9 protein-coding genes and 1 pseudogene are annotated in these 12,832 nt (G+C 47.8%); 1 reads left to right on the top strand and 9 read right to left on the bottom strand.

The genetic code is table 11. The features are described 5' to 3' along the window. Positions 1-21 precede the first annotated feature (21 nt). A complete protein-coding gene (locus NATSA_RS06175) occupies positions 22-1,827 on the bottom strand; it encodes a M3 family oligoendopeptidase (RefSeq protein WP_210511126.1) in 1,806 nt (601 codons plus the stop codon). Between the two features lie 221 nt (positions 1,828-2,048). On the opposite strand from NATSA_RS06175, the gene NATSA_RS06170 reads away from it, so the two are divergent. After that, positions 2,049-5,810: a multifunctional oxoglutarate decarboxylase/oxoglutarate dehydrogenase thiamine pyrophosphate-binding subunit/dihydrolipoyllysine-residue succinyltransferase subunit gene (locus tag NATSA_RS06170; RefSeq protein WP_210511125.1), complete on the top strand. Its 3,762-nt coding sequence runs from the start codon at positions 2,049-2,051 to the stop codon at positions 5,808-5,810. A gap of 123 nt (positions 5,811-5,933) precedes the next feature. Here NATSA_RS06170 and folE2 read toward each other — a convergent pair whose 3' ends face one another. The 8 genes and pseudogenes from folE2 to NATSA_RS06130 all read right to left on the bottom strand — a co-directional run bounded on the left by folE2 (position 5,934) and on the right by NATSA_RS06130 (position 12,725). Further along, a complete protein-coding gene (gene folE2 / locus NATSA_RS06165) occupies positions 5,934-6,833 on the bottom strand; it encodes a GTP cyclohydrolase FolE2 (RefSeq protein ID WP_210511124.1) in 900 nt (299 codons plus the stop codon). Between the two features lie 3 nt (positions 6,834-6,836). Beyond that, on the bottom strand, positions 6,837-7,277 hold the full coding sequence (locus NATSA_RS06160; protein ID WP_419539846.1) for a 6-pyruvoyl trahydropterin synthase family protein: 441 nt from the start codon (positions 7,275-7,277) through the stop codon (positions 6,837-6,839). Between the two features lie 151 nt (positions 7,278-7,428). Next, positions 7,429-9,351, bottom strand: a pseudogene (gene ftsH / locus NATSA_RS06155) (ATP-dependent zinc metalloprotease FtsH); the annotation flags it as partial. 65 nt (positions 9,352-9,416) lie between these two features. Next, positions 9,417-10,442 (bottom strand): thiamine-phosphate kinase, encoded by a 1,026-nt coding sequence (gene thiL / locus NATSA_RS06150; RefSeq protein WP_210511121.1) that lies wholly within the window; start codon positions 10,440-10,442, stop codon positions 9,417-9,419. Positions 10,443-10,621: 179 nt separating this feature from the next. Continuing rightward, complete coding sequence (locus NATSA_RS06145; protein WP_210511120.1) at positions 10,622-11,083, bottom strand: ExbD/TolR family protein; 462 nt, start codon at positions 11,081-11,083, stop codon at positions 10,622-10,624. A gap of 17 nt (positions 11,084-11,100) precedes the next feature. After that, positions 11,101-11,658: an ExbD/TolR family protein gene (locus NATSA_RS06140; protein ID WP_210511119.1), complete on the bottom strand. Its 558-nt coding sequence runs from the start codon at positions 11,656-11,658 to the stop codon at positions 11,101-11,103. A gap of 11 nt (positions 11,659-11,669) precedes the next feature. Further along, the gene (locus NATSA_RS06135) at positions 11,670-11,939 is read right to left on the bottom strand and encodes a hypothetical protein (protein ID WP_210511118.1); all 270 of its coding nucleotides are present in this window, start codon (positions 11,937-11,939) and stop codon (positions 11,670-11,672) included. A gap of 27 nt (positions 11,940-11,966) precedes the next feature. Continuing rightward, positions 11,967-12,725: a MotA/TolQ/ExbB proton channel family protein gene (locus tag NATSA_RS06130; RefSeq protein ID WP_210511117.1), complete on the bottom strand. Its 759-nt coding sequence runs from the start codon at positions 12,723-12,725 to the stop codon at positions 11,967-11,969. Between the last annotated feature and the right edge of the window lie 107 nt (positions 12,726-12,832).

Below are 12,832 nucleotides of genomic sequence, written 5' to 3'. Positions count from 1 at the left end.
GGCATCTGTTTATAATCACTATCATCCTTTCAGTGGCAGATCGAGTTCAGGCAGTAATGACTCCGCTTCATCCACCATGGATGCGATGGCGGTCAATCCCCGCTCCCAGAATGCCCGTTCGTTAATATTTACACCAAGTCCGGCCGTAAGCCGGTGAGGCCAGTCGGACCCGCCCTTTTCCAGCATCTTCATGTATTTTTGATTGAAATCGTTGTCCGAGTTCTGATATTCCTGATACAAAGCCAGGACAAGCAGTTCTCCGAATGCATAGGCGTATACATATCCCGGTGTATGAACAAAATGCGGGATATAGCTCCACCACATACTGTAGTCATCGGTAAGCGTGACCGAGTCCCCGTAAACCGGCCGCTGCGTCTCCATCCACAATTCGGAAAACCGGCCGGCAGTCAGCTCGCCTTCATTGCGCCGGGCATTATGGATTCGGTCTTCAAACCGGTTCATGGATATCTGACGGAATACCGTTGCGATGGTATCGTCAATCTTACCGGTCAGCAGCGCCATTTTCTCCACGGGACTGTCAAGCGAGGAGAGCAGCTTCTGAAAAACGAGCATTTCACCAAATACAGAGGCTGTTTCGGCCGTTGTGAGCGGTGTTCCTGACTGCAGCACACCCTGAGAGCGGGAAAGATGCTGGTGGACACCGTGCCCGAGCTCGTGTGCCAGGGTCTGTACGTCACGGATTTTGCCGTCGTAGTTCATGAAGACATAAGGGTGCACTGACGGTGTTGTTGATGCGGAATACGCTCCTCCCCGTTTTCCGGGAACAATAGCCGCATCAATCCATTCTTCGTCAAAGAAACGACGTGCGATGTTGCCCATCTCCGGATGAAACTCATTATATGCTTCGAGCACAATGTCTCTGGCCTCATTCCAGCCGATGCGTTCCTGATTTTTCAGAACGGGTGCGTACCGGTCATATTCTTTCATTTCATCCAGGTTCAGCAGCTTCTTTTTCAGCTCATAAAACCTGTGCACGAGCGGATACCGGGCGGTAACCGAATCGACCAGAGAGGTCACACTTTCGTCCGATATCTCGTTGGACAAATTTCGTGCCCTGAGCCAGTGCGGATAATTTCGCAGCCGGTCATTTGTGTGCTTGTCTGCCAGCAGCGTATTGAATACATAGGTCAGCGGGTGGCTCATTTTCTTGAGACCGTCGGTAAAAACCCGGGCAGCTTTACGGCGGACATCACGATCGGGATCGTGCATTTTACTTAAAATCTCCGTCTCCGTAAGCTGATTTCCTTCAAAATCAAAGCGGGAAGCTCCGAGTGTTTCGTCAAAAAACCGGACCCAGGCCCTGGAACCTGTCACAGACTTGGCGGTGAGAATGTTCTCCTCTTTTTCTTCAAGGGTATGGGGCTTGTCCAGACGCGAAGTTTCAAGATAATGCCGGTAAAACGAGAGTTCTTCACTGTCAATCCACTGCTTTGCCGTATCTTCATCGAGGCTCAGCCACTCCAGTGTGAAGAAGACGACCTTTTGTGACAATTCTGATGACAGCTCGTTGGCCTCCTGTACGGCTTTTCCGAGTGCGGGGTCTTCGGTGTTGGTCGTCCAGCTCAGATAGGCAAAAGAACCGATACGGCTCATCAGCTCGATGATTTCGGAGTACTCTTCCAGTGCTTCGGCAAACTGCGCAGGTGTAAGTTTCGCCACACGGTTCCGGTATTTTCCGGCAAATGTGCCGGCAAGCTCCAGTGCTTTTTCACGGTCGGATGAAAACGCCGGGTCATCCAGTCCCTTGTAAAGATCTGACAAATCCCAACGAATGTTTTCAGCACCGGTTTTTTTACTATCAGCCATAAATAAATCTGGTTTTGTTGAATGGGAAAGTATAAGAAAAAAAACGGGGAGGAAGTATATCCGGAGAAACTATTTAACGCTCATTTTTTTTCGAAATCAAAACGTTTTCCCCTTCTGTTTCGTTATTTTTAACTGGCGTAATGAATTTCATCCTGATACATTAAGCTGATCATTTTCCTTACGGCATAATTTTATCCACCGGTACATCAAATTTTCTGATTTTGAAGAAATTAGAAGCACAATTCGGACCAAACGCAGCTCTCGTTGAAGAGTTATACGAACAGTATCTCGAAAACCCGGAATCCGTCCCGGACTACTGGCGAAGATATTTTGATGAAATGGGCAACGGAGCGAGCGGGACCGACGTGGCAGAGGACACTGACACGGCAACTCTTCCGGCGGAAAAAATGGAGGCCCCTCCAGAAGACAAGCATAAAAAAAAGGCACCTGAAAAGAAAAAGCCGGACACTAAAGAAGGCCGGGGCGCCCCTGATGTAAGCAAAGCAAAAAAGAAGAAGTCCGAAAAGGAAGTTACAAAAGAGCCTGAAGACCGGGAAACCGAACAGGCTGATGTCAAGCTGCTAAAGGGAGTTGCCGGAAAAATTGCCGCCAACATGGATGAGAGCCTTGAAGTGCCGACGGCCACTTCCCAGCGTGTCATTCCTGTGAAAATGCTCATGGAAGACCGGCGGATCATCAACAGCTACCTGGAAAAACGTCTTGAACCCAAGGCATCACTGACTCACTTTATTGCGTGGGCTATCGTAAGAGCCCTGAAAGAGTACCCCCAGCTCAACCATCATTACGGCGAGAAAGACAACAAACCGGCCAGGGTCATACCGAAAAGTGTTAACCTCGGAATTGCCATTGACCTGCCAAACAGAGACGGCTCCCGCAGTCTCCTTGTGCCGAACATCAAGGACGTTGACAAACTCTCATTCCCGGAATTTCTAAATGCCTTCAACAATCTCATCGACCGGGCCAGAAACAACGAAGTCGAGGTTGAAGATTTCGAAAACACCACCATTTCCATCACCAATCCGGGAACCATTGGTACTGTCGCATCAATGCCGCGTCTGATGAAAGGCCAGGGGGCCATCATAGCAACCGGAGCAATGAATTATCCGGCCGAATTCCAGTCAATGTCCCAGGATCTGCTGAGCCACCTCGGCATCAGCCGGGTCATGAATGTCACCTGCACGTACGACCACAGGATTATCCAGGGTGCAGAATCCGGCTCGTTTCTGGCACGCATTCAGGAATTTCTCGCCGGTCCGACCGACTTTTTTGAATCCATTTTTGAAGAGCTCGACATTCCCTACGAGCCCATACCGTTTGGCGTTGACCAATATTCCGGATTCCTTGATGGCAGCGACAATATCGAGTCCGATAAAAAGGCAGTTGCGGTAAGCAGGCTTGTGGACCGTTATCGCAGGCACGGGCATGTTATGGCAGAGCTCAACCCCCTTCAGTTCGGAACCGGATACAACCCGGAGCTTGACTTCCATTACCACGGGCTGACGATGTGGGATCTTGACCGTAAGTTCTATGTACCTTACCTGGCCGGCTCTGACAAGGTTACCACGCTTCGCAATATTATAGACATTCTGCGAAAAACGTACTGCGGTTATATTGGCGCTGAATACACGCACATTCTTGACATTGACGAACGGTCCTGGCTGCGTGATACGATGGAGTCCTCAACGAACGATCCGGGTCTGAGCAAGGAGGAGAAGCGCAGGATCCTCCTGAAGCTCAATCAGGCCAGTGCCTTTGAAGAGTTCCTGCACAAGAAGTACATCGGACACAAGCGATTTTCCCTGGAAGGCGCTGACTCGCTGATCCCGATGCTTGACTACCTGCTAGAACGGGCAGCTACTTATGAAGTATCGGACCTGGTTCTTGGCATGGCCCATCGCGGCCGGCTGAATGTTCTTGTAAATACCCTGAACAAGTCCTATAAAAAGGTATTTGCCGAGTTTGAGGGTAATATTGATCCCGAGAGTGCCATGGGTACCGGTGATGTTAAATACCATCTTGGAACTACAGGAGTTCACAAGGCCGGGAATAATCACGAAATCAACATGCTTCTGATGCCCAACCCCAGCCATCTTGAATCGGTTAATCCCGTTGTGGAGGGAGCTGCGCGTGCCATTCAGGATAAGATGAAAACGGAGGATGCCGGAAAGAAAGTCATTCCTCTGCTCATTCACGGGGATGCCGCATTTGCGGGTCAGGGTGTTGTTGCCGAGACACTGAATATGTCTCAGCTTGAAGGGTTCCGAACAGGAGGAACCATCCACCTTATCATCAACAACCAGATCGGATTCACAACACTGCCGAAAGACGGAAGGTCAACCGAATACGCCGCGGATCTGGCGAAGATGATTCTTGCTCCCATCTTCCATGTGAACGGTGATGAACCCGAGGCGGCTATTCAAAGTATCAAACTTGCACTGGATTACCGGCAAAAGTTTGGCAAGGATGTGGTCATCGATCTTATCTGCTATCGCAAGCACGGCCATAACGAAGGAGATGAGCCGGCATTTACACAACCCGGACTCTACAAAGAAATTGACACTCATCCGAGTGTGCGTCAACTGTATACCCGTGAACTTGTGAAGCGAAACGAGCTGACCCGGAAAGAGACACAGCAAATTTTCGATGAGTTTGATGAGCTGCTTGAAGCTGCGTTCAAGGATGCAAAGAAGGCCCAAAGTCCCGGCAAGTTCACCTGGAAACAGCTGAAGAGAAAGGACAAAACGGAAAAAGAATGGTCTCAGAATCTGCCAGATACGCGTTATGATATTGACAAGCTAAAGAAGATCGGCTACAAGCTAAACACGCTTCCGCAGGACTTTGACGCAAATCCCAAGCTGTTGAGAATTCTGGCCAAACGCAGCGAAATTGTTGAAAAAAACCAGAAAAAAATCGACTGGGGATTTGCCGAGGCCCTGGCTTTCGGCAGTCTGCTGGTCGAAAAACAACCTGTCCGGCTGACAGGGCAGGATTCCGAGCGGGGGACGTTTTCTCATCGCCATTCCGTTCTGCACGGGACAAGCAAAGAACAGAACTTTGTACCCCTCAACAACATCGACGAAGACCAGGCCAATTATAAAGTCTACAACAGCTTATTGAGTGAATTTGCTGTAATGGGATTTGAGTTTGGCTACAGCTCTCTTCGTCCGGAAGCGCTCGTACTCTGGGAAGCCCAGTTCGGAGATTTCAATAACGGAGCTCAGATCATAATTGATCAGTACATTGCAGCGAGTGAATCCAAATGGCGGCAGAAGAGCGGTATCGTACTGTTGCTTCCACACGCTTATGAAGGACAGGGGCCGGAGCACTCATCGGCCCGTCTGGAGCGGTTCCTCCAGCTCTGTGCAGACAACAATATTCAGGTTGCCAACTGTACTACACCGGCACAATATTTTCATCTGCTGAGACGGCAGGCATTAAGAGTGGACAAAAAACCACTTGTAATCATGAGTCCGAAAAGTCTGCTCAGACATCCGAAGGTTGTGGCAAGTATTGAAGAGCTTGCCGAAGGCAGGTTTCACGAAGTCATACCTGACGAAAACACTGATGATTCCGGCAAGACAAAACGTCTTGTGTTCTGCTCAGGAAAAGTGTATTACGATCTTGAGGATATGCGCCAAAAAGAAAAGCCGGATAATGTAGCTATTGTACGTATAGAGCAGTTTTATCCGTTCCCTGACGAAAGCATATCCAAAATCCTGGATCGGTACAAGAATACAGAACAGATCGTCTGGTGCCAGGAAGAGCCCCAAAACATGGGAGGTTGGCAGTACATGGAACCCCGTATGCGCAGTATGCTGCATGACAAACAAAAGCTGGAGTATGCCGGAAGAGTTGCCTCGGCATCACCTGCTACCGGTTCCGCACAGATTCACGCCGCCGAGCAGGAACTGCTTGTGAAAGAAGGCCTTGGGATTCCTGTAGATATCGAGGAGGAAGTATAAACCTCAGTCTTCCGTCGTCAGGGCAGCATGTTCTCGTTTGTCACATCTGTCCTGACGGTGCGCTTAATCTGCGTTTCACAGAATTCGTATTGGACTGGACCTGGAATGGATAATACCCCAGGTTTATCGCAGACCGCCGGGGACCCCTTTACAAATCCGGCTGACGGCGTCATGGCTGTGAAGGCTTTCCAGATGCGCACACCGCACAACAAAATCGACAATCTCATCCTGCTTGTCGAGATGTTCATATATCAGCCGTGCAGCATCTTCCACAAATTTCTGATACGCTCCGTTCAGCTCTGCAAATGCCTGCTCATCTTCTCTTTTCACCATTACCTGCGTCTCGGTTTTCAATGCCTCACGCAGTGTTCTGATCAGTTTTTCGGGAGATGCCAGCTCACTGCACTCCACTGATACATTGGCAATACTTCGCTGACTGTGGGAAATGGCGGCGACATCCCGGGTTTTGCGCGCGTGCTCGGCAAGCTCGTATGAGCAGGGGCAGGCGCTGCTGTACTCAAAATCCAGGTGCATGAACATGCGCATTTTGCCGATGCTATCCATATGGCCTTCTATTGAAAGCGGATAGTACTGATATCCGCTAAGATCAGACCTGAGACTTTCCTGAATCATGGGAAAATTTACCTTGAGGTGAAGATAACTTTCCTTGCTTTCAAGGTTTTCACGATATGCCCTGAGAATGTACTCCAGAACATCCTGATTCATGACTTCTTCCTTGAAATCGTAGAACGTTCTGATGATACGACTCATATTGATGCCCTTTTTGCCGGCATCAAGACTGACATAGCCGTCCACTGACGTTTCCAGCGTCATTACAGAACCGTCTTCCAGTTCATATCGAAGCGGAAGGCGAAAATTGGAAATGCCTACTTGCTGAATGGGCACATTAGCCCCTTCAATCAGTGAGGCCGGACCGTTTTGCAGGTCCGGAAGTGTGTTTTTATATGCATCCGTAATCGTAAACGTCGGATCGTAGAATCTTTTTAAACCGTTTGTATGCATAACTTATGTAAGTGTTGTTCCGTCTTCCCGGTATTCTGCGATGTTTCTTTCTGTTTCGTAGAGTCTGACGGCATACAATTGCCCGTCATAAGTGATCTCGTTTACATCTTCTTTAAGTTCAAAGAAGAAACACCTTGCAAGATTTTCTGCAGATGGAATCACACCTTTCAGAAAATCAACGTCCAGATTCAGGTTTTTGTGGTCGCACTTATTTAAAACGCGATTGTGTATGGTATGTTTCAGCTTGCCAAGATCAACAACGTATCCGGTATCCGGATCCGGCTCCCCGGCAACGGTCACTTCGATGACGTAATTGTGGCCATGCCAGTTGGGATGATTGCACGGTCCGAATGTCTCTCTGTTCCATTCGTCACTTTTTTCCGGGTTATGAAGCCGGTGTGCAGCGGTAAAATGTTCTTTCCGGGTAACGTAGATCACGGTTATAATTTACGTGACAGGATTATTGTTGTTGTATCAGGTCAGTGAGTTTAAGACAACGCAAAACATAATCAAACGGTTCCTTTGGCTATACTATCACGTTCCTTTTATTTTTTCATCCCGGTCTTGATCCGCCGGCATTCTCATCTTTGTCAGCCGGACGTTTTCCGAGCAGTTCTGCAAGATCATCCGAATCGAGAATCTCTTTCTCCAGCAAAGCATTGGCAAGCGAAATCAGCTGCTTTTTCTTTTCCTGCAGCAAATTTCTGGTTCTTGAATAGTTCCGGTTGATAATCGACTGAACCGCCTGGTCGATTTTCTGGGCAGTGATATCCGAATACTTTTTGCCAAATCCGGGAGCAGTATCACCGGACATATCATTATACGATATATGCCCCAGTTCATCACTCATCCCGTATTCGGTGACCATGGCATAAGCCAGTTGGGTAATTCGCTCCAGATCGTTTCTTGCACCGGTGGAAATTTTCCCGAAAACTATTTCTTCAGAGACACGACCGCCAAGCAAGGCGCATATTTTATCATCCAGTTCACCGGTGGTCATTAAAAACCGGTCTTCCAGCGGTGTCTGCAGCGTATATCCGAGAGCGGCAAATCCCCTGGGAACAATACTTACCTTGAGTACAGGATCGGTGTGCTCCAGAAACCATCCGGCTATGGCGTGTCCTGCTTCATGGTATGCAATGATTTCACGCTCTGCCGGACTAATGATCTTGTTCTTTTTTTCAAGCCCTGCAACCACACGTTCAATAGCATCCTGAAAGTCACCCATTTCAATGTGTTCTTTATTTCTTCTGGATGCAAGCAAGGCCGCTTCGTTGCACAGATTGGCCAGTTCGGCACCGGCGAATCCGGGTGTCTGCGATGCAAGCAGCTGAAAATCTACATTATCCGATACTGTAAGTTTTTTAGTATGGACGTCCAGGATCTCGATACGGCCATTCAGATCCGGTTTGTCAATCAGTATCTGGCGGTCAAACCGGCCCGGGCGCATCAATGCGGAGTCCAGAACATCAGGTCTGTTGGTTGCAGCCATAATGATAACCCCTTTTCCGGTGTTGAAACCATCCATCTCTGACAAGAGCTGATTCAGTGTGTTTTCCCGTTCATCATTGGATCCGGACATTTGATTTTTACCCCGGCTGCGGCCGATGGCGTCTATCTCATCGATGAATATTATGCAGGGCGCCTGTTCTTTTGCCTGCTTGAAAAGATCTCTTACCCGGGAGGCTCCGACACCAACAAACATCTCAACAAAATCGGATCCGCTCAGACTGAAGAACGGCACATCCGCCTCTCCGGCCGTGGCTTTTCCAATCATGGTTTTCCCGGTTCCGGGCGGACCTACGAGCAGTACGCCTTTGGGTATATTGCCGCCAAGCTTGGTAAATTTTGCCGGATCCTTGAGAAACGCCACAATTTCTTCTACTTCCTCTTTTGCTTCCTGGAGGCCTGCGACTTCTTTAAAAGTAATTTTCTGGTCACTCTGATGATCATAGAGGGATGCTTTGTTTTTTCCGAAATTCATCATCTGTGAGCCCGGATTCATTCTTCTGAATATGAATATCCACAATGCAATGATCAGCATAAGCGGAATAAACCAGATGAAGACATTGCTGAACCAGTTGTCACTTACTTTTGCATCATAGGCGACTCCGTGCTCATCGAGGATGGCACGAATTTCATCGCCTTCTATCATGGTGAGCGTAAAGGGATATTTGTCAGGATCATCGTCATCTGAAAACCATAACGGTGCATCCGAGAAAGGACTTTCTGAGATCTCATAGGAAATATGTCCTTCTTCAACCGAATCCGCCTTGTAGTAACCTTCGATTGTTGTCCCGTCGATAATGGTTACACTTTCTACATGCCCGTCCTGCACCTGTTTAAGAAAGGTGCTATACGTTATTGACTTGACCCCGTCAGGAAAAATGGACAGATAGGGAATGGCAAGCAACAGCAGAAACAGGATGATATAAACCCATATGGGGAAGCCGGAGCCTTTCCCTTTTTTTCTTCGGGACTTATCCTGCGTGCCGGATGGGTCTTTGTTTTCAGTCATTACGCAATTATGCTGTCAGTATACCAGTTCCGGAATGATTATTCCGGAATGAAGGCAAAAGGCAGTTAGTGTTCGAAAGTTATGACGTCACCTTCAGCTGATTGCATTTCCGTTATACCGGATTTATCCGTGACCTTACCAATAATGGTAATATCTTTGAAAGAATCCGTCAGTTTGTCAACCATTTTCTGAGGTGCTGTAAACAGAAGTTCAAAGTCTTCTCCTCCAAACATAGCGTATTTATCAACATCTTCTTTCATTTCGTTGGCCACATCTCTGGTTTGCAGATCAATGGGTATTGCTGACTGGTAGATATAAGCCCCTTTTTCAGACTCTTTCATCAGGCGCTGCAGATCAGGAAGCAATCCCTGGCTGATGTCGATCATGGCAGCGGGTTTAATGTTCAGCTCACTGAATTTCCCGATGATATCTTTTCTTGCTACCGGCACAAGTTGTTTTTTTACCACATAATCCCAGGGGGTAAGATCGGGCTGCATGACAGGATCGTCAGATTCCTGCCAGTGTTTTTTTTCCCTGAGAAGAATTTTAAGACCTGCCAGAGCACTTCCCAGATCGCCGGTTACGCATATGGCATCAACTTCAGACGCCCCCTTGTTGTATACGATGTTGTTTTTACCGACTTCACCGAATGCGGTAACAGAGATTACCAGGGCATTATGTGACCCGGTGAGATCGCCGCCACTGAGCTGGCATTCGTAGTCTGAACATGCCATGCCTATCCCCTTGTACAACTCCTGCACCATATCAACAGTAACCCTGTTGGGAATGGCGAGATTTACAAGTACAGCAACCGGGGTTCCGTTCATCGCATATATATCGCTGACCGCAGCGGATATTACTTTGGCCCCTATCTGATGGAACGGCATAAAGGTGAGATCAAACTCGACCCCCTCTACAAAAGTTTCGCTCGTAATCAGTGAATATTCAGTATCACTCGTGCTGATGACAGCAGCATCATCACCGATGCCCCTGGTGACCTTTTCTGTGCGAAATGCAGAGCTTTTGGATATTTCCTGAATCAGACCATTTCTTCCGATATCTGATATGTTTTGACCTGTCTCGTTTGCCATGAATTAGACGATAAATTTATAACATTTGCTGTGGTTGTTAACCATACGTTTCGGTTTTAAACCAAAACACAAACCGGTTGCCAGAAATAAAAAAAGGCAATCCGGATAACCGGATTGCCAGTCTTATAAAGATAACATCAGGAAGCGGTAATCTACAACCCTGAGTAATCTGCTTGAGGTTACATTGCTACGGCCTCATCTCCGCGCAGTGTGGAGTAGTTGATCCTCAGTGTCCCGGCTTCACGAAGTTCTTCCTGGACATCACTGACGATACCCATCTCTGACTGCTGATCCACCCTTAGAGAAACAATAAGACGGGGCTCCTCCTGGAGCTTGTCGTACATCAATCGCCGGATGGAGTGAATATCATCAATCAGTGCATCATCAATCTGCACTCTGGTATCGCCGTACTGTCCTCCTCCGAGGATTTCGGGTCCTATGTAAATATAGCTGACGAGACGCTTCTGCTCAATGGTCTCGATATTGTCAGCACGGGTGAAATCCACACGAACCTGCAGTTCCACTTCACGGAGTACGGTAACAACCATGAAGAATATCAACAACATGAAGATGATATCAGGCATGGCTGCCGTAGGAACCTGCTGTTTCGTATTTGCCTGCTTTTTTTGGAATTTTGACATAGTTGTGACAATAGTATTTAAGATCCCGGATCCGGTTCAGCAAGAGAGATATTCTGCGGATACATTTCACGAATTACGTTGTCTTCGCGTTCTACACGGTTGCTGTAATCGCGATAGGATACACCGAACTCCCTTTGCGCTGCTTCATCCCGCAGCTGCCGGTAGGCTCCGATCACTTCATCGAGCATGTCGATGTAGATTTCATATGGTGTTTGCCTGTCGGTTTTGATAGATACAATTGCCGACCTTGGATCTTCTGCAAGTTCCGGATCCTGAGCCCGGTTTTGATTGTCAACGAAATCCATGACCAGCTGCTGTACTTCGTGCAGACTGGCCTGCTCTTCATTGATCAGAATCTGTCCTCTGGCATTCACGAGAATGTTCATAAGATTCCGCTCGCGAATGGGAGGCGGCTCTTCGTCCGGATCAGGAGGAGGTGGCAACTGCATACCGATACCGGTATCAACGTCAATAGTCGTGACAACGAGGAAGAAAATCAGCAGCAGGAAGGCGATATCCGCCATCCCTGCCTGAGGCACTTCCGCTTCTTCACGAGAACGTTTTTTTAATTGCATATCTGGATTCTTCAGAATTTAAATGTGGTGCGAAGACCTGTGACCACCAGCATAACGGCAAGAAGTGCCATGGTGATCAACATGGTCAGTATTGCTGCATCAGTAACGGCTCCGGAAATCAGGTATGATATACCGAATATTACCGCAGGGACAACATAGATAAGGATCTTGGTCGCATCCTGTTTCCCCTGGATGATATTCTTGATGCCAAAGCCCACCATCGAGAGAAATCCGATGGCGATCAATGTCAGCATTACTCCGATTGCTATGGGTACGTACATAACGGATAATAAATTGAAAATGAGTGGTTAGGAAGCGGATTCTTCGCTGGATGAATCATCATCCTTGCTGCCAGCATTGCGCTCTGCGCGCTCTTCTTCGGAAATAATCTGCTTTCCTTGCTGAAGCAGTGCGATGGAATCAACAAGAACAATGGAGCTTTCTTCCATATCCACTACAAGCCGGTCGATTTTGGAAACACAATAGTTGTATCCGACCTGTAGAATAATACCAGCAATCAGTCCGGAGGCTGTGGTCAAAAGCGCCACCTTAATACCACCGGCAACAAGACTTGGTGAAATATCACCGGCAGCCTCAATGGCATCAAACGCCTGAATCATACCGATAACCGTTCCGGTAAATCCGAGCATGGGTGCAATGGCAATAAACAGAGAAAGCCAGACAAGTCCTCTTTCAAGAAAGCTCATTTCGATGGAGCCATAAGACTGAATCGCCTTTTCAGCGGCATCGATACCTTCATCGGCTCTCAGCAGGCCGGCCTGAAATACGGATGCTACCGGTCCGCGAGTTGAGGAGCACAGTTCTTCAGCAGATTGAATACCACCTTCCTGCAATGCCTCTTTGACGTCGAGGATAAATTTTCGCGTATTGATGTCTGCTCTGTTGAGCGTGATCAATCGCTCAAGAAAAATTGCAAGTCCAAGGATCAGGGCAATGAGCACGGGCCACATAAACGGGCCACCTTCATTGAAATATCCGACAAGCATGTTGAATAAGCCTTCTTCCAGAGCTCCCTGGAAAAGCAATGCACTAAACGAGAGGGTCATACGATTCTCCGATTTTTTCTCAAATGTTGTTTTCTATAAGACAATTCACAATAAGCAGATTATAGACTATTTTGAATCAAATGTCAAAACATGATACAGCTGTTTTT

This window comes from Natronogracilivirga saccharolytica, assembly GCF_017921895.1.
Lineage (GTDB): Bacteria > Bacteroidota > Rhodothermia > Balneolales > Natronogracilivirgulaceae > Natronogracilivirga > Natronogracilivirga saccharolytica.
This window is presented reverse-complemented; position numbering and strand designations above follow the sequence as displayed.

What these genes read in the sequence shown, in the direction of transcription:
- NATSA_RS06175 (WP_210511126.1), bottom strand. Translation starts at nt 1,827, where the DNA reads ATGGCTGATAGTAAAAAAACCGGTGCTGAAAACATTCGTTGGGATTTG.
- folE2 (WP_210511124.1), bottom strand. Translation starts at nt 6,833, where the DNA reads ATGCATACAAACGGTTTAAAAAGATTCTACGATCCGACGTTTACGATT.
- thiL (WP_210511121.1), bottom strand. Translation starts at nt 10,442, where the DNA reads ATGGCAAACGAGACAGGTCAAAACATATCAGATATCGGAAGAAATGGT.
- NATSA_RS06145 (WP_210511120.1), bottom strand. Translation starts at nt 11,083, where the DNA reads ATGTCAAAATTCCAAAAAAAGCAGGCAAATACGAAACAGCAGGTTCCT.
- NATSA_RS06140 (WP_210511119.1), bottom strand. Translation starts at nt 11,658, where the DNA reads ATGCAATTAAAAAAACGTTCTCGTGAAGAAGCGGAAGTGCCTCAGGCA.
- NATSA_RS06135 (WP_210511118.1), bottom strand. Translation starts at nt 11,939, where the DNA reads ATGTACGTACCCATAGCAATCGGAGTAATGCTGACATTGATCGCCATC.
- NATSA_RS06130 (WP_210511117.1), bottom strand. Translation starts at nt 12,725, where the DNA reads ATGACCCTCTCGTTTAGTGCATTGCTTTTCCAGGGAGCTCTGGAAGAA.